The organism is Pseudomonas folii (assembly GCF_014357575.1).
In the GTDB taxonomy this organism is placed as follows: Bacteria; Pseudomonadota; Gammaproteobacteria; order Pseudomonadales; family Pseudomonadaceae; genus Aquipseudomonas; species Aquipseudomonas folii.
On record NZ_JACONW010000078.1, the window covers coordinates 1 to 26,316 of the forward strand.

The 26,316-nt window shown below is 57.2% G+C and carries 25 protein-coding genes; 9 read left to right on the forward strand and 16 right to left on the reverse strand.

Annotated elements, in window-relative coordinates; all coding sequences use genetic code 11:
- Positions 1-131: 131 nt before the first annotated feature.
- The 5 genes from colR (at position 132) to H8S59_RS26995 (ending at position 3,923) form a co-directional block, all read left to right on the forward strand.
- Positions 132-815, forward strand: coding sequence for a two-component system response regulator ColR (gene colR / locus H8S59_RS16265; RefSeq protein ID WP_027900279.1), 684 nt, complete (start codon positions 132-134; stop codon positions 813-815).
- Positions 805-2,085, forward strand: a complete 1,281-nt coding sequence (locus tag H8S59_RS16270) for a sensor histidine kinase (protein WP_095096295.1) — start codon at positions 805-807, stop codon at positions 2,083-2,085. Before colR ends, H8S59_RS16270 begins: the two co-directional genes overlap by 11 nt.
- 209 nt (positions 2,086-2,294) lie before the next feature.
- Entirely contained in the window at positions 2,295-2,975 is a 681-nt protein-coding gene (locus H8S59_RS16275) for a class I SAM-dependent methyltransferase (protein ID WP_095096292.1), read from the forward strand.
- A 4-nt stretch (positions 2,976-2,979) separates the two neighbouring features.
- A complete protein-coding gene (locus tag H8S59_RS16280) occupies positions 2,980-3,696 on the forward strand; it encodes a lipopolysaccharide kinase InaA family protein (protein WP_187522094.1) in 717 nt (238 codons plus the stop codon).
- Positions 3,696-3,923 carry a hypothetical protein gene (locus tag H8S59_RS26995; protein ID WP_246475374.1) on the forward strand — a complete coding sequence of 76 codons (228 nt, stop codon included), beginning with the start codon at positions 3,696-3,698 and terminating at the stop codon, positions 3,921-3,923. The genes H8S59_RS16280 and H8S59_RS26995 overlap by 1 nt, the downstream gene beginning before the upstream one ends.
- Before the next feature lie 164 nt (positions 3,924-4,087).
- Here the strand turns inward: H8S59_RS26995 and H8S59_RS16285 are convergent, their stop codons facing one another.
- The 11 genes from H8S59_RS16285 to H8S59_RS16335 form a co-directional block, all read right to left on the reverse strand.
- Complete coding sequence (locus H8S59_RS16285) at positions 4,088-5,185, reverse strand: DUF1513 domain-containing protein (protein WP_187522109.1); 1,098 nt, start codon at positions 5,183-5,185, stop codon at positions 4,088-4,090.
- 16 nt (positions 5,186-5,201) lie between these two features.
- On the reverse strand, positions 5,202-6,266 hold the full coding sequence (locus H8S59_RS16290) for an imelysin family protein (protein ID WP_095096284.1): 1,065 nt from the start codon (positions 6,264-6,266) through the stop codon (positions 5,202-5,204).
- Between the two features lie 33 nt (positions 6,267-6,299).
- Complete coding sequence (locus H8S59_RS16295; protein WP_187522095.1) at positions 6,300-7,727, reverse strand: di-heme oxidoreductase family protein; 1,428 nt, start codon at positions 7,725-7,727, stop codon at positions 6,300-6,302.
- Positions 7,728-8,027: 300 nt separating this feature from the next.
- On the reverse strand, positions 8,028-8,297 hold the full coding sequence (locus tag H8S59_RS16300; protein ID WP_187522096.1) for an immunity protein: 270 nt from the start codon (positions 8,295-8,297) through the stop codon (positions 8,028-8,030).
- Positions 8,297-10,234, reverse strand: coding sequence for an S-type pyocin domain-containing protein (locus H8S59_RS16305; protein ID WP_187522097.1), 1,938 nt, complete (start codon positions 10,232-10,234; stop codon positions 8,297-8,299). Before H8S59_RS16305 ends, H8S59_RS16300 begins: the two co-directional genes overlap by 1 nt.
- 498 nt (positions 10,235-10,732) lie before the next feature.
- The gene (locus H8S59_RS16310; RefSeq protein WP_246475376.1) at positions 10,733-11,554 is read right to left on the reverse strand and encodes a hypothetical protein; all 822 of its coding nucleotides are present in this window, start codon (positions 11,552-11,554) and stop codon (positions 10,733-10,735) included.
- 37 nt (positions 11,555-11,591) lie between these two features.
- Positions 11,592-12,050, reverse strand: coding sequence for a thiol-disulfide oxidoreductase DCC family protein (locus H8S59_RS16315; protein WP_187522098.1), 459 nt, complete (start codon positions 12,048-12,050; stop codon positions 11,592-11,594).
- Between the two features lie 209 nt (positions 12,051-12,259).
- Positions 12,260-13,618, reverse strand: a complete 1,359-nt coding sequence (locus H8S59_RS16320) for an imelysin family protein (protein WP_187522099.1) — start codon at positions 13,616-13,618, stop codon at positions 12,260-12,262.
- A gap of 273 nt (positions 13,619-13,891) precedes the next feature.
- Positions 13,892-15,943, reverse strand: coding sequence for a putative bifunctional diguanylate cyclase/phosphodiesterase (locus H8S59_RS16325; RefSeq protein WP_095096265.1), 2,052 nt, complete (start codon positions 15,941-15,943; stop codon positions 13,892-13,894).
- Between the two features lie 302 nt (positions 15,944-16,245).
- Positions 16,246-16,827: a superoxide dismutase gene (locus H8S59_RS16330; RefSeq protein ID WP_095096263.1), complete on the reverse strand. Its 582-nt coding sequence runs from the start codon at positions 16,825-16,827 to the stop codon at positions 16,246-16,248.
- Positions 16,828-17,188: 361 nt separating this feature from the next.
- Entirely contained in the window at positions 17,189-17,791 is a 603-nt protein-coding gene (locus H8S59_RS16335) for a LysE/ArgO family amino acid transporter (RefSeq protein ID WP_122708159.1), read from the reverse strand.
- Between the two features lie 117 nt (positions 17,792-17,908).
- On the opposite strand from H8S59_RS16335, the gene H8S59_RS16340 reads away from it, so the two are divergent.
- The 3 genes from H8S59_RS16340 (at position 17,909) to H8S59_RS16350 (ending at position 20,892) form a co-directional block, all read left to right on the forward strand.
- On the forward strand, positions 17,909-18,808 hold the full coding sequence (locus H8S59_RS16340) for a LysR family transcriptional regulator ArgP (RefSeq protein WP_187522100.1): 900 nt from the start codon (positions 17,909-17,911) through the stop codon (positions 18,806-18,808).
- A 161-nt stretch (positions 18,809-18,969) separates the two neighbouring features.
- Complete coding sequence (locus H8S59_RS16345; protein WP_187522101.1) at positions 18,970-19,962, forward strand: NAD-dependent epimerase/dehydratase family protein; 993 nt, start codon at positions 18,970-18,972, stop codon at positions 19,960-19,962.
- 78 nt (positions 19,963-20,040) lie between these two features.
- The gene (locus H8S59_RS16350; RefSeq protein ID WP_187522102.1) at positions 20,041-20,892 is read left to right on the forward strand and encodes an ATPase; all 852 of its coding nucleotides are present in this window, start codon (positions 20,041-20,043) and stop codon (positions 20,890-20,892) included.
- A 98-nt stretch (positions 20,893-20,990) separates the two neighbouring features.
- Here H8S59_RS16350 and H8S59_RS16355 read toward each other — a convergent pair whose 3' ends face one another.
- From H8S59_RS16355 to H8S59_RS16365, 3 genes are all read right to left on the reverse strand, one after another.
- On the reverse strand, positions 20,991-22,040 hold the full coding sequence (locus tag H8S59_RS16355) for an alkene reductase (RefSeq protein WP_187522103.1): 1,050 nt from the start codon (positions 22,038-22,040) through the stop codon (positions 20,991-20,993).
- A 25-nt stretch (positions 22,041-22,065) separates the two neighbouring features.
- Positions 22,066-23,232, reverse strand: coding sequence for an MFS transporter (locus H8S59_RS16360; protein ID WP_187522104.1), 1,167 nt, complete (start codon positions 23,230-23,232; stop codon positions 22,066-22,068).
- A 134-nt stretch (positions 23,233-23,366) separates the two neighbouring features.
- On the reverse strand, positions 23,367-23,681 hold the full coding sequence (locus tag H8S59_RS16365; protein WP_187522105.1) for an ArsR/SmtB family transcription factor: 315 nt from the start codon (positions 23,679-23,681) through the stop codon (positions 23,367-23,369).
- 161 nt (positions 23,682-23,842) lie between these two features.
- Here H8S59_RS16365 and H8S59_RS16370 point away from each other — a divergent pair, with 161 nt between their 5' ends.
- The gene (locus H8S59_RS16370) at positions 23,843-24,439 is read left to right on the forward strand and encodes an acyl carrier protein phosphodiesterase (RefSeq protein ID WP_187522106.1); all 597 of its coding nucleotides are present in this window, start codon (positions 23,843-23,845) and stop codon (positions 24,437-24,439) included.
- Here the strand turns inward: H8S59_RS16370 and H8S59_RS16375 are convergent.
- Both H8S59_RS16375 and olsB read right to left on the reverse strand, forming a co-directional pair.
- Positions 24,400-25,239 (reverse strand): lysophospholipid acyltransferase family protein, encoded by an 840-nt coding sequence (locus tag H8S59_RS16375; protein ID WP_187522107.1) that lies wholly within the window; start codon positions 25,237-25,239, stop codon positions 24,400-24,402. The genes H8S59_RS16370 and H8S59_RS16375 overlap by 40 nt on opposite strands.
- Positions 25,239-25,994 carry an L-ornithine N(alpha)-acyltransferase gene (olsB, locus tag H8S59_RS16380; protein ID WP_187522108.1) on the reverse strand — a complete coding sequence of 252 codons (756 nt, stop codon included), beginning with the start codon at positions 25,992-25,994 and terminating at the stop codon, positions 25,239-25,241. Before olsB ends, H8S59_RS16375 begins: the two co-directional genes overlap by 1 nt.
- Positions 25,995-26,316: the final 322 nt, after the last annotated feature.

The following is a 26,316-nucleotide window of genomic DNA, read 5'->3' on the forward strand; positions in this document are numbered from 1 at the left end:
GGTGGCCCCCGCGAAGTCGGTGGTTCAGTCAAAACAAAGCATTCAGGCGTAACGAAACCCAATCAGACACTGGCTCTTGCCCCCTATAGGCCTTAAGCTGCGCCAGCCTATTGCAGATGGAGGGCGTGCACGTGCGAATTCTTCTTGTTGAAGACAACCGGGACATCCTGGCCAACCTTGCCGATTATCTGGGCATGAAAGGCTATACGGTCGATTGTGCACAGGATGGCCTCTCCGGATTACATCTGGCGGCAACCGAACATTACGACCTCATCGTGCTCGACATCATGCTGCCCGGCATAGATGGCTACACCCTTTGCAAGCGATTGCGTGAAGACGCCCGTCGCGACACCCCGGTGATCATGCTGACAGCCCGTGACCAGCTGGACGATCGCCTGCAGGGCTTCCGCTCCGGTGCTGATGACTATCTGCTTAAACCTTTCGCCCTGTCCGAGCTGGCTGCGCGCATTGAAGCCGTATTGCGTCGCGCCCAGGGCGGTGGCCGACGTACCTTGCAAGTCGCCGAACTGGTGTACGACCTCGACACACTGGAGGTGACCCGTGAAGGTCGCCTGCTCAAGCTCAACCCGGTGGGCCTCAAGCTGCTGGCCGTGTTGATGCAGAAAAGCCCTCACGTGTTGCGTCGCGAGGTTCTGGAGGAAGCCCTGTGGGGTGACGACTGCCCCGACAGCGACAGCCTGCGCAGCCACGTTCATCAACTGCGCCAGGTGATCGACAAGCCTTTCGACAAGCCACTGCTGCAAACCGTGCATGGTGTCGGTTATCGTCTGGCCGAGGGCCGGGATGGAGTTTAAACAGAGCCTCGCTCAACGCATTATCATCGCTTTCGCATTGATGAGCGCGCTGGTGGCAGGCTCCTTTGCCATGGGCATCGTCGCGACCGTCCACCTGGTAGAAGAGAAACTGATTTCAGCCGGCCTTGGTGGCGACCTTAACCGTTTGCTGCTGCTCGACAGCGTCAGCGACTGGAGTCACCGTCCGGAGCCAGATCAGCTGTTCTATTTCAGCGGCGGCCCCGGTGATTTCGATATTCCCAGTGACCTCAAGCATCTCGAGCCCGGCTTTCATGAAGTGTTTCGCGGCCCGCTGTCCTATCACGCCATGGTTGAAGTGGTAGACGGTCGACGTTACGCACTCCTTCAAGACCAAAGCGATTTTGAAGAGCGCGAGCGCGTGTTATTCGCCGTCGTGCTGGTGGGTTTTGTGCTTGCCTTGGGGCTGGCCGTATTTCTGGGGTGGGTGCTGGCGCGCCGGGTTATGGCGCCGGTTGTGCGACTGGCCCGTCAGGTGCGTCATCGCGACCAGTTACTGGGACTGGCACCTCCGTTGGCGCCTGACTATGCGGCTGACGAAGTAGGTGAGCTGGCCGTTGCCTTCGATGCCACGCTGGGGCGCCTGCGTCAGGCGTTGACCCGCGAGCGGATGTTCACCAGCGACGTCAGCCATGAACTGCGAACCCCGCTGATGGTGCTGGCCAGCTCCTGCGAGCTGCTGCTGGATAATCCAGCGCTGGATATGCGTGCCAGGGCGCAGGTCGAGCGCATTGCCCGGGCGTGTGAAGAAATGCGCGACCTGGTGCAGACTTTCCTGATGCTGGCTCGCACGCAACGTGAAGACGCCAACATGGTTCCCAAAGTGTCACTGGAAAGTGTTGCCGAAGACCTGATCGCACTCTGGCGCGGCCCGATTGAAAGCAAAGGACTGCAACTGACTGTGCGCTCAGTCGGCACGAGCGAGCCTTCAGGCGTTCTGTACAACTCCACCTTCCTTCATGCCGTCATGGGTAACCTGCTGCGCAATGCTCTGCACTACACCGACCAAGGCTTCATTACGCTGACATTGCAGCAGGAAGGTTTTCTGGTGGAGGACAGCGGGGTCGGTATCCCCGAGGAAAAGCGCGAGGCCATGTTCGAGCCGTTTGTAAGGGGTAACGAACAGCGGGGTGAAGGTCTTGGGCTGGGGCTCTCGCTGGTTCAGCGTATCTGCGAAAACCAGGGTTGGAGCGTCAGTTTGAGCCCGATGGAGCCCAACGGCTGCCGTTTCAGCGTGAAGCTCAAGAAGTAGCCCGGCTGGCGTCCATCAAGGATATGCCTTGCCGTTTCAGCCTCGAAATATCTCTGACAGTTTCTGCTCTTCAGGTCTTCAAGGGCGCTAAGCCTTTGACGCATCTGGAAACATCTGCGCAGACTTCCCACACTTTTTTCACATTGGCATGACCTGACGCTGACAGCGCCCTGACTATCTTGCCGGCATCGACATGAGTAGGTGCCCCCATGAGCAAGCGAATCGAACTCGAGTTTTCACGCAAGTACAACCAGGAACATGCCCAGCAATATTTGCAAAAGCATAAAGACAATCTGTCTCGTCGCCTGTCTCATTGGCGCGACGAGCAATTGGCGCGTACCGCTTTGCATCGTGCGGGTGATCCGGGATTAGTGCTTGACCTGCCTTGCGGCGCAGGGCGCTTCTGGCCATTGCTGGCTGAAAAATCGAATCGGATGATCATCGGTGCAGACAACTCGGCAGACATGCTGAAGACCGCTTGTGCTGCTCAACCAGCAGAAGTGGTGAAAAGGGTACAACCTTTGCAGACATCTGCCTTTGACATTGATCTGCCCGACAACGCCGTAGACAGCATTTTCTGCATGCGGTTGCTGCACCATGTGGGTCAGGCCGACCATCGGCTCGCTCTACTTAAGGAGTTTCAGCGTGTTACACGTGACAGTGTGATCATTTCACTCTGGGTGGATGGCAATTTCAAAGCGTGGAAACGTAAGCGTCTGGACCATAAACGTCAGGCGAAGAATGGGCAGGTTAGTTACCAGAACCGCTTTGTGTTACCGGCCGCTACTGTCGAGGCCGAGTTTGAACAGGCTGGATTCCGCATTCAGGATCGCCTGGATTTTTTACCGATGTATGCCATGTGGCGTGTGTATTTACTGCGTAAGAGGTAACAAGATGGGCGTACAGGTCGCTATGGAGCCCACAGTCTCAAAGGACGAGCGTTTTGATTCCTTCTGGACGCAACATGGCGAATGGGTTGAAGAACCCAACCGGCGTCGGGGCGGTGAGAGTGGTGTGCAACGAATAGTTGCCGATGATGGCCAACTGATTTATGTCAAACGACAGGTTGGGCATATCTATCGCAGTTGGCTGCATCCCTTCGGGCGTCCGACGGTGTTGCGCGAGCGTGATGCAATTCAGGGCTTGAGTGGGCTTGATGTAAACGTGCCCAAGCTCATCTTCTGTGGCGCTCAACGTGATAAAAGCCATGAGTGGCGTGCGCTTCTGGTAACTGCGGCCCTGGACGGGTTTGTGGAGATCGAAGACTGGTACGCCGCAGGTGGGCGCGAGCACCATGGCGAGGCGTTGCATGATCAACTGCTTCATGAGTTGGCAGGTAATCTGGCACGTATGCATAAGGGCCGCTGGCAGCACAGTTGCCTTTATATAAAACACGTATTTGTACGCGTTGTCGGCGAGGGTGATAACGCCAAAGCTGAAGTCGCATTGCTTGATCTCGAGAAATGCCGCCGCCGTCTGAGCGCAATGGCTGCCGCACGGCATGATCTCAAGCAGCTACGTCGCCATTCGTCGTTCACTTCCACAGATTGGCAGAAGTTGGTCTATTTTTATCAGGCAGCGTTTGGCAGCGCTATCAAGGGCTTAGACTGATGAAACTAGAACTGGCACGAGGTTTATTTATTCTGGGTGCGCTGGCGGTGACCTCCGCCGCAATGGCCGCCTGGGTACAGCCGGGAACACAGATTTTGAGCGCTCTACACGGCGAAGGGCATTGCCCGCTGCCACGGATCGCAAAAGCTCCCGATTTGGTGAGTCCGAGTCACGACTTGCTTTTATTGATGTTTGGGTTGGCTCAAGGCTCGAGTACCGGGCGCTAGCCATTGGCGTGTGCAGCACCAACTCCAGGGCCCCTTTAATGGGGCCTCGTTGCATCTGGGGTGATGATCTGGGCCGGGTGTCACTTGCAGGCTTTCAGCCTCCTCGCAGGCAGACACCGATCCCACCGCGATAGCATTCCTCCCTCAAGCGCTACTGACGTGCGTCACACCAGATGCAGATGGTTGTCCCAGAGTCCGGCGGGCAGGTCCAAAGGCTTGGCGAGCAGTTCGTTTTGTCGGCAGTCGTAAAAACGGCACCGGCCTTGTCCTGAGGTCACCACAAAGCCATCCGCTACCGCGCCGACACCTGCACAGTCGGGCAGGGCAGCGTCGAGGCGGATTGCGCCGCTGTCCAGATCCCAGATGAAAAACCGATTGCCCCGTGGCGCAGTCAGGGCCACCAGACGCAATTCGCTGTGTACGGCAACGCTGGCCGTGTAATGCCCCATCGAGGCCAGTTGCTGTTCGTTGACCGGAAACGCAACAAACGGCTGGCCTGGACGTTTGATCGCCAGCAGCTCTGACGTCTCATGGATGTCTCCCATGAATTGCTGACCGGAGACGATGGTGCCGTCGCTGGCTATACCCAAGTGCCGAACGCTGTTCATGGACTGCGCAAGGGTCTCCTTGCTCACCAGCGTGCCGTCGCGCCGCATCAACACCAGACTCGGCTGCATGGCGTTCAGATTCATTTCGACGCGGCTTTCCGCTTCAGTCCGAATCCCGCCATTGGCCACCACCAACGTTTCGCCATCGGGCATCCACGACACCTGATGAGGGCCAATACCGTGAGTGGAGATTTCCCCGGTATGCACCAGGCGCTCGTCCACGAATCGATACACGCCGAGCACGCCGCGGCCCGGATCAGTGGTGTCATTCTCGGTGGTGTACAGCCATTCACCGCTATTGTGAATCACTGCATGGCCGTAGAAATGTCGATCGGGCTGCGAATGAATAGTCTGTAACAGGCGTCCATCATTCAGGTCGATCAGATAACTTTCCGTACCCGGCCGACGGGCAACGAACAACGCCAGATTCAGCGTCGGATGATTGATGATGTCGTGGCAGCGCTGGCCAACCCGGGTGGCGAATACTTGTTGACCATCCAGGCGATAACCCACTGCGTAGTGTTGGCCGTCGCCATCATCGCGAGCGGACAGCAACAGCGGGCTTTTGCCTTTTTGTCGAAATAGCGTCCAGCCGCCCAGTGTGCAGGCACTGAGCAGCAAACTTCCGAGTGCCAAAGCCTGGCGTCGCAACATCATCGTTATCTCCCGGTCAGTCGCCGTCGTTGGCGTTGAAGCCCAACTGGATGCCCAGTGCCTTGGCCAGTTCGCCTTCATGCAGACGATGCACGACGTTGAGGCTGTCGTAGAAGGCATTCAACTGCTGACGACCTTCTTCGCTGGCCAGCAAATCGACAAGGGGTGGCTTGAGCTCCGACAGCAATTTACGGCTGGTAGCGTAAGCAGCGTCGATCTTGTCGGCCAGCGGTTTCTGCTCGGCGGGCAACAGACCACGCAAGCCTTTGTTGTCGACCCCGGCCCAGACTGTCTGAGCGCTGGCCAGACTGGCATCCAGGCTGCTCAGGGATGACTGGCTACGCCATGCGTCAGCCTGGAACGGCTGCGGCTGACCTTTGCTCTGACGACCCAGCGGTGTGCCGAGCTTTTTCTTCAGCGTGTCCAGTGCGGTGACTTGTACGCGCAGCAACTCGGCGATGGCCTCATGAGAATCTGCATAACGCTGGTTGGGGAATTTGCTCAATTGCGCGAGCATGCCGTCATTGCTGTTCCAGCTGCTGAGGATCTCTTCGGCGAGGGCTTTCTGGCGCTCACCAATCGCCGTCAGCAACGGGCAATATCGGGCTTTTTGCTCGGCGTTGGCCATGTCGATGGCAGCGTCGAACAGGATGTATTCATAAGCGGACAGGCCTTGGACGACCACACTGGATTTAGCCAGTGCATCGGGGGTGATCTGCGGTTGGGCCGTCACCAGTTGCTCCACCTGACGGCCGACCAGATTTTTCTTGTCCGGCCAGAACTGCACCTGCCACGAACGATTGCCCTCGGCCAGCGGCCCGATCAGCAGTGGCTGCAACTCGGCCCAGGTTTTTTGCGCGTACAGGAAGTCGGCGCGGGCCGTGGCCAGATCGGTCTTGCCTTCGCAGAACGCCAAAGCGCTTGTCGCCAACTTGCGATCAGCGTCAACCCAGCGGCTGTAGGTCGGCAGGATCACTTGTTTGGCAATCGCTGCCGAAGTGACCGCTTGCGGGTCCGAAGGCGCGCAGGCACCCAAGGCGAGCGCGGCAAGGCTGGTGAAGAGCAACTTGGGACGGAACATGTCCGGCTCCTTATAGTTTTTAAATGAAAGAAGTCATAACGAGTTCAGGAACGCCAACAGTGCTGCGCGTTGCTCGGCATCGAACGCCAATACCTGACGCTGCGCAGCCTGGGCTTCGCCGCCGTGCCACAGCACCGCTTCGAGCACATTACGGGCGCGTCCATCGTGTAAAAACTGGGTGTGGCCGCTGACGGTCTGCGTCAGACCTATGCCCCACAGAGGCGGCGTGCGCCATTCGCGTCCGGTCGCCTGAAATTCGGTGCGATTGTCAGCCAACTCGGCGCCCATGTCATGCAATAACAGGTCGCTGTAAGGACGTATTACCTGATTGGCGAGTTCCGGCTCGGCAGCATCATGGCGCGTCTTGAACTGTGGCGTATGGCATTGCTGGCAGCCCGCCTTGTAAAACAGATTCTTGCCGGCCAGTACCTGCGGGTTTTCGATGTTGCGACGGGCAGGCACACCCAGGTTGCGGCTATAGAACAGCACCAGCCGCAGAATGTTGTCGCTGACCTCAGGCTCGCCATCCGGTCCGTTGCCGTTCGGGGCTGCAAGGCAATCGGTCTGCGTGGGCGTGCAATCATCGAAATTGCGCAGGCTGGTGGTCAGCCCCATGTCGCCTGAAAACGCATGCACGTTCTGTTGATTCAGATTGGGCTGTCCGGCCTTCCAGCCAAAACGGCCCATGACGACCGTTTGCTGCTCATCGTCCCAGACCCAGTTAGGCCGACCGGAAATGCCATCGCCGTCCTTATCGTCGGGATCAGCATTGGCCAGAATCGCCGCGTCGGGTATCGCCTCCAGCAGCCCAAGGCCAATCATCGGAGGTGCGACACGCACCGACGCGCGGGTTTCAGGGTGCATCGGGCCATAGCCCAGATGAGTGATGCTCAAGGTCGGCTTGCGCAACTCGACCTCCGTGCCGTCGCGAAACCTGACCGGCATGGGCTCGTATTCGATGCGCACTCGGCCTTCCGGCTCGACGCCGGGCACTGCCATGTCCTGCAACTGCCCGCCGTAGGTAGGCTCGGGTAGCACGCCATTCTTCCTGACCAGTTCTGCTTGCGCCGGATCGTCCGGTATCGACAGGCGCACCAGCATCGACACAGCATTGACGTCATCCGGCTCGGGAGGATGACCTCGGCCGTCCTTGATGTGGCAATTCTGGCAGGCGTTGGTGTTGAACAACGGCCCCAGACCGTCGCGGGCCGTGGTGGTGGAAGGAGCAATCACCCAAGGGCTGCGGAAGAAACTGTTACCCACACTGAAGTCCAGACGCCGCACCGGGGACAGATTCGCCGACGGCATTGAAAACGCATTCACGTCCCGCTTGTTCACCGTCGCCTTGCCACCCGCCAACGCTTCGCCCGGCTCAGCCTGGGTGAAACGCGGGGCGTCATCGCACGCGCTCATCATCAGAGCACTCAGCAACACAACAAACGTACGCAACCGCGTAGCCATAACCATCCTGCAACAAGCCCGAAATCAGGGCGTGCAAGCTTAACAGCCTCGTCCTTTTTGAATAAGAGGGATTATCGTTTGCCTTGGTGGGTGCAATGTGTTGTTACGAATTATCGGTTAGGCTTTTTTACCCGGCCCGACTCTAGAGTCCACTCCTTGCTACCTGTCCGCTGATTCCTGCAGTCGATCCGAGACAAAACATGGTTGGAAAGGACTGCGGCGGCCGCGGGAGATTTGTGAATACCTACATCGAATATTAATTGAAAAAGCCCCGCCAACGCGGGGCTGCTCGACGTTCCTCTACTCTTCAGTTAACGAATATTTTTCTTGGGTGATGAAGTCCGGCTCTTTCCAATTTGGACCTTTGATCGCCCGCCCCCGTTCATCGCGGGCTAGTACGCCATCAATTATGAGTTTTTCATAGGTATTCCATAACTCACCTGTTCCAAGAGCTTCAAATCTATAGGATGTGTAGAGTCTGTCTATTCTAGGCTGTGAAGAAATAGGAGCTAAAGCCGTTAGTACATCTGCTATGGATTCGTTGATGATAATATCTTTGATGTGGTTCATTATTTTTCCTTAAGTGCGCGAGCATAGTCTTGTTTTTCATCAGCGCTGATAGCGTCTTCCGTATAGAGTGGGGTGAGCATTTCGTCGATTCCATAATCCTCAAGCGTAGCAGTGTGGGTATCGTTCCACACAGAACCTTCTTCACTGTCCCTCAACCCAAGAGCCCTATATCGTTCCAACTCTCTAATTTCGTGTGTATAAAACCTTTTATCAATGTCGCTGATAGATATTTCACCGCGCAGGATTTTTTCCAGGCGATCAATCATTATGTTGTTACCGTCCGATGGATCAAATCGCCCTGTATGCAATTTCACCAACTCAATACCCTCTTGGGTAACCGACGCTGTTGTCCAGTCCAGCTTCTGAATCGGGCCTCCAGCTTTGTCGGGATTGTACATACGTCCACTATATTTTCCTTTGGTGGTTGCCCCGTCATATGGAGAGTTCAGCATCACATAGACAGGCTTGATCCCGGATGCTGCCGGGAACCAGATGATGAAGTCATTTAACGTGGGCAGTAATGCAGGGTAGGGCTCAGCCTCAATAACAATGGGTTGCAGAGTGACGCCGGTGTACAGCGGTATTTCCTGGGATATGGCGGGGGTTGTGCTAGATGGGTTTTCGCTCAACGGTGGGTCCGCAGGCGTCCAGGTCAAAGTGATAGGTTGCTGATCCGGGATGGTGCTGAGTATTACTGACTCGTACAAACCTGTTGTTGGGTTTAGCGTTGCAACTCGTACGGGAACCGCCTTGGGTATGTTCGTGCCATCGGCAGTGACCACAGAAATGAATGATCGATTACCTCTAGCTTCACTGGTCAAACGCATTGGCATTTCTACCGTGCCTTGCGCCAAAGCTATACTCTGCAAATCGGTATCTGGCGGGAGCCCCAATTGATCGGCGTCAGTGCCAAAACCGTAACGGATATGGTCGGGAGTTTGGTCCTGCGATTCGTCAGCGGTAGAACTGGAGTACAGCGCTAGCGACAAGAAAGTGGCGATGTACGCACCCGGGCCTGCGACGGCTATTCGGCCCAAAGCAGCAACACCTTCGGCAATAGCCTGAGCCAGAGATGCAGCCCCTTCGCCAGCTAGAACAAGCCCTTGCCCTGCTATCGTGATAACGTTGGCACCAGCGGGCATAGCGATCGTGCCTGCTGAAGTGAAAATGGCCTGTCGAGCTGCTTGTTGCTGCGCCACACGCTGAGCATCTTCTTTTTTTACAAGAAGGGCGTTTTCAGCAGCTTCGGCAGCCACTCGCCGAGCTTCAGCTTCTATCGCGATACGTGCGTCCTCTTCCGCTTGGGCTGCCGCGATTGTCTGGACGAGCGCTGCTGACTTTTGCGTAAGTATTCCAATCTTCTCCTCGAGAATCTTTGCTCGATAGGCTGCTGTAGCTGACGCTTCCCAGCTCTTGTAAACTTCAAGCGGGGGACGTCGACCCGATCTCGTTTGAAAGATATTTACGAAATCTACCGCGCTTTTTTTTATCTCCCTCGCAAGTACATTTCTTCCAAAAAAAGCATGAGCTGCTTGATTGCTTCTATGCAACTCTTCGGTGCTCTGTGTCGTCAAGCTGTCCACAATGGCTTTTTCAGCCCTTGCTCTATCAAGCGTAGAGATGAAATCAGATCCCAGTGCTGCACCGATTTCTGAGTTGATGTCTCCTGGTAATTGCGGCAGATAGGCCGTGTAGGACTGCTCGATGTTTCTTTGAGCTACTGCGACGGTCATTACAACTGCCATGGTAAAGCGCTCAGTCTTGATTCCTTTCTGACTGAAAAATGAGTCGAGTTCCGAGTTGGAGGGTAACTTGCCATCCCATGGTAGTGGCCTGGCCAATATCACTCCTGGAAAAGTCACAGAGGGACTAGGAGCTGTTATCGGCGGATCAGGTGTTATGACAATGGGCGGTAAGGTTATAGTGTTTTGAGGCATGTGCTTATCCTTTAGATTTAGCTAACTTGAGGTTCCATTTCCTGCAGCTAACAAGATCCCGGATAACGTTGTGCGGTACATATATATATCTTTTGGTAAAATATAGCCCCGAGCGGTCCTTATATAGTTAAGCCCTTTCCTCGGCTGCCATGCCTCAATGGCAGGTACCACAATATCCACGGCAAGCCACCAACGTTGTTGGGTGACGAAGCTACCAGTCCCGACTCACGCAGGTGAGTTCGCCCTCATCGAAAGCCATCCACACAGAAAGGGCAATCGTCCGCCCACTAGACCCTGGCAACCCGGAACGGAGCGAGCGTCATTGACGTTGAATTTGCTTTGCCGAATTGAGCCGTAAATACCATTGGCCGCTGGGGCGGCGTCCGGGTGACCGTCCTGGTTTGAGTGGTCAGAGGCCTGGTCCGGACAGAAATTATCGAAAATCGCCCAGACTTTTATTTAGCGGCTTGAACGTCGCGGAACGGGCAAAAACGGCTTTCACGGCTGAGAGCCTGAGGTGCCTCGGCCGGTAAAGATATCGCTTTGAGGATTCAGGACTTTGTCCAGAAGACTTTGGGCATCCGTACTACCTTCAGCCGTGTTGGTTTTGTAGATGAAGTCCTGGTCTATCCAGTCCTGAAGCCTGGTTTCATAGTCGGTGGGGTATTGCGACTGCTCGATGGCTGGCAGCCCTTTGTAGTGATCAAGAACCGAGGTGTAAAAATCAGTCAGCTTGCCTGTCGCGCTGTATTCTGCACTTCCTTGAGCCACGACCTGCTGGCGCCATACACGCTCCTGACGGTATGACTCTAACCAGGCCGACTTTTTCTCGTTGACGGTAAAATCACCGCTTTCGTCATAGGCGATGACAGAAAGCTGATCTCGTGACATGCCGGCGAACGGGTTTTTTCCGCTGCCATTGACGAATTGAGTCGCGCTCTTTGCGCGCTCCATGCGATCGGGATCGTCGCTGTCAGGAATTTCCGCATCGTGCCAAGCTTTATTGGCGTCGTAGCTGCTGCCAACCAGTTGCTCGGTCAGTTGTCCGGCTTTCTCACCCAGTTCTTTGCGGTTGAGACTTTTGTCTCTGGCTTCTGCACGAGCAGAGGCTTCACTCAACTGGCGCGCCAGTGAGGACAGTGAGCTCGTATCGTTTGTATTTCCGACCGTACTCGCCAGCGAGTCGGTCGCTGTCGAGCGCGCTGACAGGCTTTGGCTGACTTGAGTGTCGGACACCTTGATATTCGGGTTCGAGGGAGTGCTGGTGTTGATTGAGCTGACCAAAATCTGATCTCCATATCTTGAAAAATCCAGTTTCACCTCTGTTTATCGGCTACTCTTCCGGGAGCTGAAACGCCTAACGTTTATCAGACGGTGACCGGTCGTGCGGTGAACGGTCGGTTTCCGGAACGGCACAACTGTTGCCCCGACAGCGAGCACCACCATCCGGATGAGGCAGCCACGCCAAATGCGGACGCCAGCGGCAAAAAAGACGATAGCCGACGTCAAGCAGCGGTCTGGTCAACCGCCATGACAACGGCGCAGCCCAGACACCCAGGCCCGCTGCTCGCCAGCTCCAGAGCGTAGCGTCCAGGCCAGTGACCCATGTTCCATCGTCAAACCTGGCGTGCAGCGATGACTCCATTTGCGCAAGCGTGAATCCCACAGATTCTGTATCGAAAGCATCATCACTGATATCAACAAAACAAAGCCGATCAGGTCTGGCGCGTGCACGCAGGATTTTGATTTCTCGGGCGCAGAGTGGGCATTCGCCGTCAAAATAGAGCGTCAGTGGCCACTTTGTTGTCTCGTACATTGATCATGCGTCCCGAATTGGTTTTCCACACAGTATTCCCATACATCCGGGCCGACAATGGGCGCTCCGGCTCGGTAATACCTGGTATCCCGCGCCAGTCAGCTTTCAGAGACAAACCAAAGCCAAAAAAAATGCCAGTCAGCAAAGCCAACTGGCATTTCGGTTCATCCGTTCGAAGCGTTCAACAGCAAACGCTCACACTTCGCTGATCAGAATTCGTGATCGGCGTTGTCCGGGTTCAGGTCGGTGATGCCAAGCTTGCCTGCGGCTTGCTCGATAGCACCGGTCTGCTTGACCAGAGATGCGATGGCGTCGCGAACGATCTGGTTGCCTTCGGTGTTGCCAGCTGCGATCAACTGGTCGAAGTGCTGACCTTTGTTGGCTTGATCAACGATGGCTTGCAGTTTGGACTGAGTGGCGTCCAGGTCTGCGCGCAGGGTGGCGTCGGTGGCTGGATCGGCTTTGGCGACCAGGGATGACAGGCTTGGACCGCTGACTTTGGTGCCGTCTGTACGGGTGTATTCGCCCAGGTAAACGTTGCGGATGCCTTTGCCGTTGTAGAAGTGCGAGTTGTGAGTGTTATCGCTGAAGCAGTCGTGCTCGTCTTCGCTGGAGTTGGCTTCCAGTGCCACTTTCATGCGCTCGCCAGCCAGTTCGCCAAGAGACAGACTGCCCATGCCGAAGAGCATTTTACGCAGGCCGCTTTCGCCGGTTTCGGCTTCCAGGCTGGCGCGATAGTTGTCGGCAACACCTGGCTTCCAGTTGTTGACCATTTCTTCCAGATCGCTGACCAGCAAGTCAGTCACGGCGGTCAGGTAAGCGCGACGACGATCGTTGTGGCCGCCGGTACCACCCGCGCCTTCGATGTAATCAGAGGCTGGACGCTCGCCAGCGCCTGCTTCATTACCGTGCAGGTCCTGGCCCCATAGCAGGAATTCGATGGCGTGGTAGCCGGTTGCAACGTTGGCTTCGGAACCGCCCAACTCGTTCAGGCTGGCCAGTTTCTCAGGCGTGATTTCCTTCACGTCGACCTTGTCTTCGCCGACCTGAACTTCGGTGTTGGCGATGATGTTGGCGGTTGCACCCGGGTTGCCCAGCGCGTGTTGGTAGTCCTTGGCAACGTAGTCGATCAGGCCTTCATCCAGGGGCCAGGCGTTAACCTGACCTTCCCAGTCGTCGATGATCGTGTTGCCGAAGCGGAATACTTCGGTCTGCATGTACGGCACGCGAGCGGCAACCCAGGCGTCGCGCGCAGCCTTGAGGGTTTTGTCGTTCGGGGTGGCGAGGAATTCGTTGATCGCGGTGCGCAGGTTTTTGGCGCCTGCTTCAGCGTCGCTGAAGGCCGCGTAAACCATGTTGGAGTAGTTGGCGACTACGGCCTTGGCAGCAGCGTCACTGGTTTGCGCAGCCGGTGCCGGAGCAGCCGCTTCAGGCGCGGGTGCAGCAGCCGGCGCTGGAGCCGGTGCGGAAGCGGTGGCGGGTGCAGCCGCTTTTTTCTCATCGCCGCAACCGGCGAGGGAAATAGCGATGGCCAGCAGACTAGCGGTTGCCAATGGCATACGAATCATGACGGAATCCTGCGTCTAGAGGGTTCAAGGCGCCAGGCGCCCAAAAAAAAGCTGCGACATAATGCGAAAGATTTGCATTCGGTGTAAAGGCCTATTGCCTTTGGGGGAAGATGAGCTGGAGTGTGGTTGTAACAAGGAGTGTCAAATGTTTCGCAATCCCGTAGGACCGGCTTCAGCCGGGAGGGCTCTGGCGCAATCGCCAGATATCCTTCGCCAAACATCCTGACCTCCCGGCTAAAGCCGGTCCTACGAGTCACTGCTCGGCAGTTAAATCTACGAAACCTCCGCATTACTGCGTTGTGCCTGTCTCAGATAAGCCAGCAACTCCCGCGCCGGGAGCGGTTTGCTGTACAGGTAGCCCTGACCTTCATGGCAACCTTCGGAAATAATGTAAGCCTCCTGCTCGGTGGTCTCCACGCCTTCGGCGATGACCTGCATACCGAGACTTTTGCCCAACTGAATAATGGCGCGCACGATGGTCGCGTCGTCATCATCATCGATAAGGTCTTGCACGAAGCTCTTGTCGATCTTGATCTTGTCCAGCGGAAGGCTCTTGAGGTAACTCAGGGACGAATAGCCGGTCCCGAAGTCGTCAATGGCGATCAAGGCGCCAGAGCGGCGCAGGCTGAGCAGATGCTGCGCGGCGGTTGTAATGTCTTCCATCAAGCCGGTTTCGGTGACTTCCAGTTCCAGGCTGCGCGGCGGCAGACGGTAGATCTGCATCAGGTTGTTGACCACCCTTGGCAACTCGGTGTGGTGCAACTGGACGGTCGAAAGGTTGACCGCCATGCGCAGATCCGTGAACCCCTGATCGTGCCATTCGCGCAACTGACGGCAGGCCTGGTCCAGCACCCATTCACCAATCGTAATGATTGAGCCGTTCTGTTCAGCCAGCGGGATGAATTGGTCTGGCGGCACAAGGCCGTGTTCCGGGTGCTGCCAACGGATCAGGGCCTCTACGCCGACCACGCGATTCTCGCGATAGCTGATCTGCGGTTGATAGACCAGAAACAGCTGATTGCGGGGCAGGGCTTCGCGCAGGTCTTTTTCCAGCTCCCGGCGGCGACGCATTTCGCAGTCCACACTGGCGATATAAAACTGGTATCGGTTACGCGAGCGCGACTTGGCCAGCGTCATGGTCTGTTCTGCTTTTTGCAGCAGCTTTTCAGTGCTGTCACCGTCTTCCGGGAACAGTGTGATGCCAATGGTGGCGCGCAGCCGAATTTCCTGATCGCCCAGGGCAAACGGCGCTTCCAGATCATCAAGGATGTTCTGCGCCAACTCTGCGGCTTCATAGGGTTGTTCAATATCAGCCTGCACCATCGCGAACTGGTCGCCGCCCAGGCGCGCCAGTGCGCCAAGCCGACCGCTGTGACCGCGCAGACGATCTGCCAGCGCGAGCAATAATTGGTCGCCCGTCTGGTAGCTGAATTGTTCGTTGATGCTCTTGAAGTCATCCAGCCCGACACACAGCACTGCAACTCGACGTTGAAGACGTCCGGCATCGACCAGAATCTTGTCCAGTTGCTGTTGCAGTTGCTGGCGGTTGGGCAGGCCGGTGAGGAAGTCATACTGAGCCATGCGCAGCAGGCTGATTTCGGCTTCATGGCGCAAGTGCGTATTGCGCTCGATGGAAGCCAGCAACTGGTTGGCAGTGTTGACCCAGATGCCCAGTTCGTTTTTCTCATGGCCCTTGAGCAGGGGCAGTTGATGTTCACTGGGGCGATCGGGGTTGATGTTGGTCAGGTGTTCGATGATGCGCGACAGCGGTTTGGTCAGTAGCCAGTGATAAACCAGATACAGAACAAGGCCCATCGCCAGTGCGCGTAGCACCCCGGAGATGAAAATAATCACTGCATTGATGATGAATCCTTCACCGTAAGTGGCTGTGTCCATCGTAATGCGCAAGTCGCCGTAGTACTCGCTGTAAGGACTGCGGCCGACCAATTGAGTGGTGAAGCTGCGCTCCTTGCCAAGGATCAGATCGGTCAGCCAGCGCGTCGACGTGGATTTCAGCGGGCGCTCTTTTTCGGCGAGCAAGGTTTCATTCGGATGGCCAATGGATGCCAGCCGCACCGCATTGTCCTGAAACAGGCCTTCGATGACTTGCATGCCCATTTCCCGGTCCAGGCTGTATACAGCCTGAGTCGACGGGTCGCGGAACATATCCAGAATTCGTTCAGCATCGCTGGCCACGGCCTGTCGCGTCTTGTACGCGTCATAGACGATCTGCGCACAACTCAGCACAACGCCCACGACTAATGCCGAGAGCAGCACCACGCGCAGAAGCTTTACTGACAGGCTGTTTTTGAGTTCCAGCTTCAAATGGCTATTCCTTAATCCGTGCCGGGTGCGTCAAGCCTTTGCAACCATCAAAAAACAGTCGAACCAGAACGAGATCGCCAGATGGCGACTTTGCTCATCATTACCTGCTCTTGCTCCATCCTGACCTCATCGTAAAGTCAGGCATTCTCACTGTGTCGGACAAAAACCTTTAAAACTTGAACGAAATCGTAAAAACCCAAGCGGATGATATTAGTCCGCTATCGTCGGCTGACAAGACATTAAGCACATTTCATGGACGAAAAAAAACCCGGCAGTGCCGGGTTTTTTTACTGGATCTGAAATCAGGCAGCGAATTGCTTCGCTACGAAGTCCCAGTTAACCAGGTTCCAGAATGCTTCAACGTACTTCGGACGCAGGTTGCGGTAGTCGATGTAGTAGGCGTGCTCCCACACATCGCAGGTCAGCAGCGGGATGTCGCCGCTGGTGATCGGGTTGCCTGCGCCGATGGTGCTGGCCAGAGCCAGGGAACCGTCAGGTTTTTTCACCAACCAGCCCCAGCCGGAACCGAAGGTGCCGATGGAGGTTTTGCTGAATTCTTCTTTGAACTTGTCGAACGAGCCGAAAGCCGCGTTGATAGCGTCAGCCAGTGCGCCAGTAGGTTCGCCACCAGCGTTTGGCGCCAGGCAGTTCCAGTAGAACGTGTGGTTCCAGACTTGAGCGGCGTTGTTGAAAATGCCACCCGAAGAAGTCTTGATGATTTCTTCCAGGGTTTTGCCTTCGAACTCGGTGCCTGGCACCAGGTTGTTCAGGTTCACCACGTAGGTGTTGTGGTGCTTGTCGTGGTGATATTCCAGTGTCTCTGCGGAAATGTGCGGTACCAGAGCATCTTTGGCGTACGGCAGCGGCGGCAATTCAAAAGCCATGGTTTATCTCCTAATCAGGTCAGTTGCGGTGAGCGCAAGGCCGATCACGGGCGGCCAGACAGAACATGCACCGGCGAGTTTGTACTCTTTGCGGCGCAGGGTCAGGATCATAGCACCGGGTCTGCCCGTTAACCACGCAACAACTGTGTGGGATAGAGGTTCCAGAGGTTTTGACTAATGGGAACGATCTCCTGAGTAAGATCGTTTTTTTCTTCGACACCGCGCTGTTGCGCTGCAAACACGACCTTGTGGGAGCGGTGCTTGCCCGCGATACATGTGTCGCCGCTCGCAGGCAAACCGTGTTGTCGTTTATCGTGAGCAAGCTCGGCTCCCACAGATTTTTGTATTAAGTGTTCTGGATTTACGCAGCCCTGATCAACTGCACCGCAACACTGAACATCATCACCGCGACCATCAGGTCAAGCAGTCGCCAGGTGGCGGGACGCGCCAGCCATGGAGCCAGCCATGCCGCACCGAGCGCCAGGGTGCTGAACCACAACAGTGACGCACTGGCTGCGCCCACCACATAAGCCTCCGGCACACTTTGCTGAGCGCCAAGGGAGCCGACCAGCAAAACCGTATCGAGATAAACATGGGGGTTGAGCAGGGTCACTGCCAGGGCGCTCAGCAGGACTGCCCGGCGCGAGCGCAGGCCAACGACTTCACTCTTTTCCAGGCTCTGGCTGGAGCAGGCCCGGCGCAATGCAAGGCTGCCGTACCAGAGTAAGAACACGACGCCGCCCCAGCGGGCGACCGCCAGCAAGGTCGGGTTTTGCGCCAGCAGATTGGCCAAGCCAAATACACCGGCTGCAATCAGGATCGCATCGCAGACAATACACACCATCGCTACCGGCAAATGATGTTCACGCCGCAGGCTCTGCGCCAGAACAAAAGCATTCTGAGTACCGATTGCCATGATCAAACCGCCCGCCACCAACAGCCCGTTGAGATAACTTTGCCACATGAAAAATAGGCTCCACACACAGAGTAATCTGCCTGTTCGACAGGTTTGTGTGGCGATTGTGGGGGCCAACGCTGTATAAGAAAAACCAATCCTGCTGATCGCCCATTAGGAAAACTGATGTTTGACTACAAACTGCTTTCAGCGCTGGCAGCCGTGATCGAACAAGCCGGTTTTGAGCGCGCAGCTCAAGTACTGGGTTTGTCTCAGTCAGCGGTGTCCCAGCGGATAAAACTGCTGGAGGCGCGCGTGGGGCAGCCGGTTCTGGTTCGCGCCACGCCGCCGAGCCCGACTGAGATTGGGCGTCGTCTGCTCAACCATGTGCAGCAAGTGCGGCTGCTGGAGCGTGATCTGCAAAGTCAGGTGCCCGCTCTGGACGAAGAGGGCATGCCGGAGCGCCTGCGTATCGCGTTGAATGCCGACAGTCTGGCGACGTGGTGGGCCGATGCGATTGGCGACTTTTGCGCGCAGAACAATCTGTTGCTGGATCTGGTCGTCGAAGATCAGGACGTGGGCCTCAAGCGCATGCGTGCAGGCGATGTTGCGGCCTGTTTGTGTGCCAGCGAACGGCCGGTTGCCGGGGCCCGTAGTCTGTTATTGGGCGCGATGCGCTACCGTGGCCTCGCCAGTCCGGCATTCATCGCCCGCCACTTTTCCGAAGGTTTCGAGGCGAAAAAACTCGCCCGCGTCCCAGCACTGGTGTTCGGCCCGGATGATTTTTTGCAGCACCGCTATCTGGCTTCACTAGGGATCGAGGGCGGGTTCGAGCATCATGTGTGCCCATCGGCCGAAGGCTTTTTACGCATGACCGAAGCGGGAGTGGCCTGGGGGCTGGTTCCGGAAATACAGGTACGCGAACAACTGCTGCGCGGCTCGTTGGTGGAGTTTGCAGCAGACAAACCGGTGGACGTGCCGTTGTACTGGCATCATTGGCGCAATGGCGGGCAGTTGTTGACCCGATTGACGGAGCATCTGGCGCAGCAGGCAGGGCAGTGGCTGGTGCCGCTGCAGACGAAGTGAGCGTCAATCAGTGCTTTTGTAGGAGTTGCCGAAGGCTACGAATGGCAGTGTGTCAGGACAAATGCTTTCGTAGCCTTCGGCAGCTCCTACAAGTATCACCATCAATCAGGTGGCAATACATTGTTCAGCAAGCGCAAAACGAAATTCTAACGGAGCGGTAAATGAAGATTCTGGTCACCGGCGCAAGCGGCTTTATTGGCGGACGCTTTGCGCGGTTCGCCCTGGAGCAGGGCTTTAGCGTGCGGGTCAATGGCCGACGTGCCGAAGGTGTTGCGCATCTGGTCAAGCGCGGCGCTGAGTTCATCCAGGGTGACTTGATCAATCCTGACCTGGTCCGAGTGCTGTGTGACGACGTTGACGCTGTCGTGCATTGCGCCGGTTCAGTGGGCGTTTGGGGGCGCAAGCAGGATTTCTTGCAGGGTAACGTGCAGGTCACCGAAAACATCGTTGAGGCCTGTCTGAAACAAAGGGTCAGAAGGCTGGTCCATTTGTCGTCGCCTTCAATCTACTTCGATGGCCACTCGCATCTGGACCTTAAAGAGGAACAGGTGCCCAAGCGCTTCAACAATCACTACGCCGCCAGCAAATACCTGGCTGAGCAGAAGGTGTTCGGCGCGGAAGAGTTCGGACTGGAAGTGATCGCCCTGCGCCCGCGTTTCGTGACAGGAGCGGGCGACACCAGCATCTTCCCGCGGCTGCTGCACATGCAGCGCAAGAAGCGTCTGTCGATTGTCGGCAATGGTTTGAACAAGGTGGATTTCACCAGTGTGCACAACCTCAACCAGGCCCTGATCAGCAGTCTGCTGGCTGACAGGTCGGCGCTGGGTAAGGCCTACAACATCAGCAACGGAACGCCGGTGCCGGTCTGGGATGCCGTGAACTACGTGATGCGTCGCATGCAATTGCCGCAGGTCACGCGGTACCGATCTGTTGGCCTTGCTTACTCGGCCGCCGCGCTCAACGAAGCGGCGTGCATGCTCTGGCCGGGTCGCCCGGAGCCAACCTTGTCGCGGTTGGGCGTGCAGGTCATGAGCAAGGATTTCACCCTGGATATCAGCCGCGCCCGGCATTATCTGGACTACGACCCGCAAGTCAGCCTGTGGGCGGCGCTGGATGAGTTTTGCGACTGGTGGCAAACGCAACAAAGCAGGTGAGCACTTTAGGCTGCGGCCTCAGCGGTTATACTCGCGAACTTCAAGCAGTTTTCATCACGGTTCTACACAGGGTTACTCATGCGTAACGATCCTTACGACGACGTCGATGACGTTCCGAATCTCAGCGCCAAGGACGATGACGACGATTTCGCGCCGACTACTGCGGCACGCAAACGCACAACGGTGTATTCCCGGGATACACCTGTGGTGAAAGTAAAAGGGCCGAGCACCGGACCGCTTTGGGCCCTGGTGGGCGCGTTGTTCATTGCCTTCTGCGGGCTGGGCTGGTGGAGCTTTCAGCAGATATCCCTGATGGAGCAGCAACTGGTGGCGACTCAGGAAAGCTTCGCACGCATCAGTGAAGAAGCTGCCGGCCGTTTACAGGACATCTCCGGCAAGGTCGTTGCGACTGAATCGGTGGTGGTCGACGGGGTGGCGCTCAAGCAACGCATCAAGCTGATCGAAGACCAGTTGGCTGATCAGGACAAGCAGCAGGAAGGCGCAACCGGACAGCAGAGCCAGTTGCAGCAGCGCCTGGAGCAGATTACGACTCAGGCGACGCAGCTACAGACGAGTAATGCGCAACTGCAGGAACAGCTTAAAACCGTTACTACTGAGCTGGCGGCGGTGAAGGCTTCGATTCCGGATCATAAAGCGGCTCAAGGTGATCTGGAAAAAGTTGACACCCAACTGAAAAGCCTCAGCACCGATGTTGCCGCACTGAAGAAACAGGGCAATCCGGCAGCGACCATCGAGCGTCTTGAGCAGGATCTGATCGTGCTCAAAAGCGAACAGGAAAACCGTCCGGCTCCAGCAGCCAGCAACAACACGGCTGAATTCGATGCTTTCCGTGCGCAGATGACCCGCAACATCAACACGCTGCAGAGCCAGATTCAGAATCTGTCCCAGCAGGTGAATGCGCGCCGGTAACAGTCATATCCCCCGGTAGGAGCGAACTTGTTCGCGAGGCGATCTTCCTGAGTGTTCAGGTCCAAAGCCTCGCCAACAAGTTGCCTCCTGCAGATGTATTACAACGCCGGGTAATCGATATAACCTACTGGCCCTTGGGCGTAGAACGTTTCCGGATGGGGGGTGTTCAGCGGTGCATCCTGCTTCAAGCGCGCTGGCAGGTCAGGGTTGGCAATGAACGGCACGCCGAACGCCACCGCATCCGCTGAGCCGTTGGCCAGCCATGTGTTAGCGCTGTCCTTGGTGAATTTCTCGTTCGCGATGTAAGCCCCGCCGAAAGCCTTTTTCAATTGCGGACCAATGCTGTCGCCAGCCTCACGCTCGCGAGAGCATATGAACGCGATGCCACGTTTACCCATCTCGGCTGCCACGTAGCCGAAAGTCTCGGCCAGATTGTCGTCACCCATGTCATGGGAGTCGGCGCGCGGTGCCAGATGCAGGCCCACACGACCCGCGCCCCATACTTCAATCGCCGCATCGACCACTTCCAGCATCAGGCGTGCACGGTTTTCCAGAGAGCCGCCGTATTGGTCAGTACGCTGGTTGGTGCTGCTTTGCAGGAACTGATCCAGCAGATAACCGTTGGCACCGTGGATTTCCACGCCATCAAAGCCAGCGGCCTTGGCGTTTTCTGCGCCGGTACGATAGGCCTCTACCACGTCAGCGATTTCTGCCAGTTCCAGCGCGCGCGGCGTGACGTAGTCAGACAGCGGACGAACCAGGCTGACATGGCCTTCAGGTTTGATTGCGCTTGGCGCAACCGGGGTTTCACCGTTCAGGTACGACGGGTGAGAAATACGTCCGACGTGCCACAGTTGCAGAACGATCTTGCCGCCTGCACCGTGAACGGCCTTGGTGATGTTGCTCCAGCCACGGACCTGATCGCTGGACCAGATGCCCGGAGTATCCGGATAGCCGACGCCCATTGGCGTGACTGAAGTGGCTTCGCTGATGATCAGACCTGCCGATGCACGCTGTACGTAATACTCGGCCATCATCGCGTTCGGCACACGGCCTTCATCGGCGCGGCAGCGGGTCAGCGGTGCCATGATGATGCGGTTGGCGAGTTGCAGGTCGCCCATGGTGATCGGGTCAAAGATAGTGGTCATGTGTAAGTCCTCATGAATTGATCAATCAGTGGGTAGCGGGAGCCAGCTCGGCGTTGCCGCCCTGGCGGAAAGTAATCAAGGTCACGATCAGCGCGAGTATCGCCAGTGCGCCAGCCGCCAAAGGCACGCTGGTCAGGCCCAGGCCATGGGCGATAACGCTGCCGCCGACCCAGGCGCCCAGTGCGTTGCCGACGTTGAACGCTCCGATGTTCAGGGTCGACACCAGATTTGGCGCGGCCTTGCCGAAGGTCACGACGTTGATCTGCAAGGCAGGTACGGCAGCGAACGCGGCGGTGGCCCAGAGGAACAAGGTGATTTCGGTCGGAATCAGCGCGGCGCTGGTCCAGCTCAAGGTGGTGGAGATCACGGCCATGGCAATGAACACGCCAATCAGCGTCGCGGCCAGACGACGGTCAGCCAGCTTGCCGCCGATCACGTTGCCCACGGTCAGGCCCAGGCCGATCAGCAGCAGGGTCCAGGTAATGCCGTTTGGCGATACACCGGTCACTTCGCCCAGCAATGGCGCGACGTAAGTGAACAGGGTGAACATCGAGGCCGAAAACAGCGCGGTCATGCTCAGCGATAGCCAGATGCCTGCGCCTTTGAGCGAGGCGAGCTCGGCGCGCATGTCGAGTTTCAGCTCTTCGCGGTTGGTCGGCAGGAAGCGGATCAGGCCGATCAATGCAATCACACCGATGACGGTGACGGCCCAGAAGGTCGAGCGCCAGCCAGCGTACTGGCCCAGCGCAGTGCCCAACGGCACGCCGAGCACGTTGGCCAGGGTCAGCCCCGTGAACATCAATGCAACGGCCGAAGCGCGACGATTGGCAGGCACCAGGCCTGCAGCAACCACCGAGCCGATACCGAAGAAGGCACCGTGGCACAGCGCAGTCACGACACGGGCGAACATCAGCACGTTGTAATCGGCGGCGATGGCGCACAGCAGATTACCGACGATGAAGATGCCCATCAGCGTGACCAGCGCAGCCTTGCGCGGCAGCCTGGCGGTGGCCATGGCCATGAACGGCGCACCGATCGCGACGCCCAGCGCGTAGCCGGTTACCAGCCAGCCCGCACCGGGAATGGAAACCCCCAGATCGGCAGCGACTTCGGGCAGCAAGCCCATGATGACGAACTCGGTGGTCCCGATGGCGAAGGCGCTGAGCGCCAGAATAAACAGTGAAAGAGGCACTGGGCGTCTCCTGTTAATAAAGGTTTCGTTAATCCTGTAGGAGCTGCCGAAGGCTGCGATTCTCGGTGGTTCAGACAGAAAGCTTTCGCAGCCTTCGGCAGCTCCTACAGGGAATTTTTTCCATCGAAATAGATTCAGGACGGCGGACCCAACTCCAGCACTAGCGCTTCGACAAAGGCCGCAATCACCTCTTCGTTGCGCTTGAAAAAGCTCCATTGCCCTACCTTCTTGCTGGTGATCAGGCCAGCGCGTTGCAGGGTGGCCAGGTGGGCAGAAACCGTGGATTGCGAAAGCCCGGTGCGCTGATCGATCTGACCCGCGCAAACACCGTTTTCCGTCGAGTGGGTCTGGTCCGGAAAACAACTGTGCGGGTCCTTCAGCCAGACAAGAATCTCCCGGCGAACAGGGTGGGCCAGGGCTTTTATTATTTCGTCGAGGTCGATAGGCATGTCGTTCTCAATATGGGTTTAACGCTATATCGCGATGGGGCGAACTTTATATTTGTATTTCGCGATATACAAATATGATTTTCTACTGAGAATAGTGAGAAACGCTATATCGGGTTATATCGATATAGGCGGGAGGCTCAATTCGGCGTACGCTGGGCGCCATGAACTATCTCGCACATCTGCATCTGGGCGGCCAACGTCCGGCACAACTTCTTGGCAGTCTGTATGGCGATTTCGTCAAAGGTCCTGTGGCTGGACGCTTCCCGGATGAGCTGGCGCAGGCTATCCAGTTGCATCGCAGCATTGACGCATTCACTGACAGTCACCTGCTGATCAAGCAATCGATTGCCCGCTTTCCGGCCGAGCGGAGACGTTACGCGGGCATTGTACTGGACGTGTTTTTTGATCATTGCCTGGCCCGGGACTGGGCGCATTACGCTGAGGTGCCGCTCTCGGCATTCACTCGCACGGTCTACGGCGTGTTGGCCGCAGAGCCAGAGTTGCCCGAGCGACTGGCGCGGATTGCGCCGCATATGGCCGCTCACGACTGGCTGGGTTCATATCGGGAATTTGCCGTGCTGGAGCAAGTACTGGCGGGGATTTCGCGTCGTTTGTCACGGCCACAAGGGTTGGCAGGTGCCATGCAGGAACTGCGTGACCTCTACCAACCCTTGAGCGCGGACTTTGCCGAGTTCTATCCGATCTTGCAGGATTTCTCTCAGGCCGCCCTGGCCGAGCGCGGGCTCTCGGCGGTCTGAGCGTCAGACACTGCTTCGGCGCCTTTGGTAACCAAAAGCTCAGCCGCGGCGGGCGGCTCGCCAAACAGCGCGATCTGCACCGCTTGCTGAGCCTGATATGCCAAAGCTGCGCGCTCCTTGCCCTCGGTGGCGATCGGCGTCAGCAACTGGATATGCACATCGCCTTGTTCGTTGGCGAACAGCCGACGCAAGTGCGACAGCAGATCGTCATCGCCAATGAAGGGCGCGATAGGGTCTGGCTTGCCATTGCGCGAATAGTGGATCGCCACCGGTTGCAGCAACACCCCGCTATCAATCGCACTGGACATCAGGCGACCATGAAACGTACGCAGGCCAGTACCGTCAGTGGTGGTGCCTTCAGGGAAAATCACCAGCGCATTGTTCTGCTGCAAGTGATTGCCCATCTGCTTCTGAATCAGCTTGCTGTCACCCGAACCGCGACGGATGAACAGCGTGCCCGCTTTCAGCGCCAGCCAACCCGCCACGGGCCAGGTGCGTACCTCGGCCTTGGACAGAAACGACAGCGGGGCCAACATGCCCAGCAGCGGAATGTCGGTCCAGGACACGTGATTGCTGACCCAGAGCATCGGCTGACGTGGAAGCTCGCCGCTGACGGTCACCCGAAACGGCAGGGCAGCTGTCAGGCGCGCCATGAACCATCGGCTCCAGCGCTGACGCCGGGCCATGGAATTGCCGATTTTCATGCGCTCCATACAGGCGAACGTGCCGGCAATGGTCAGCCCCAACGCAATCACCAGCAGCACCCGTGCGACTCGGGCGTAGCTACGCAAGCGGCTCATTACACTGCTGCCTTGAAGTGGCGGGCGTAACGCGGGCACAGTTCGTCACGTTTGAGCAGGATGAATACGTCAGCGACCTGAAAGTCTTCGTCCCAGCACGGCTCGCCGCAGATCTTGGCACCCAGGCGCATGTAGGCTTTGAGCAGGGGCGGCATTTCGCAGATCACGTTGTTGGGCAGATCCAGGGCTGGCAGCGGATTTTTCGGCTCGGCGCGCAGGTTTTGCGTACACAGATACCGTTCGCGCAGGCGTTGCATGATCGCGTGGGCCTGAATGCCGCCGTCCTGCATCGGGATGCTCGCGCAGCCCATCAGGTAGCTGTAGGCACCTTCGTTGAGGATCTCGGCCAACTCGCTCCACAGTACCGCGATGGTGCCGCCGTTGCGGTAGTCCGGGTCCACGCAGGTACGGCCCAATTCAAGGATCGGACCTTGCAGATGGCCAAGGCCATGCAGGGCGAATTCTTCTTCGCTGTAGAAGCGGCCGATGGTGTTGGCGGCCTTGTGGTCCAGCAAGCGCGTGGTAGCGACCAGCTTGCCGGTGTTAAGGTCACGCACGCCGATGTGCGAGCAGTGCACATCGTAATCGTCCATATCCAGGCCTTGGTCAGCGCCTTTGAGTTTTGCGTTGAATTCACCACTGAACACACTGAAGCGCAGGGCCTGTGCTTCCTGCAAGGCGTTGCTGCCGGTCAGGCGTTCTGCCTGTAGGCGGCGGTCGGATGCTGTGTCGCGAATACGGGCGATCTGAGTCATGCGAAGTCTCCGTTAGCCTGCCCTGCAAGTGCGGGCGATGGCTGTAATGGCCTGGCGCTGCTTTACAAACTCAGGCTAAGGAGAGGCGATGTCATGACCATGAAGGTTTGGTGATGGTTGTGTGACGGGTGCCTCGGTAGGAGCGAACTTGTTCGCGAGGCGTCAGACCTGACTCACCGCGTGAACCCCTCTCGCCAACAAGTTGGCTCCTACCTGGAAATCTGCTCTGTCTGACTGCCTCGGTAGGAGCGAACTTGTTCGCGAGGCGTCAGACCTGACTCACCGCGTAAACCCCTCTCGCCAACAAGTTGGCTCCTACCTG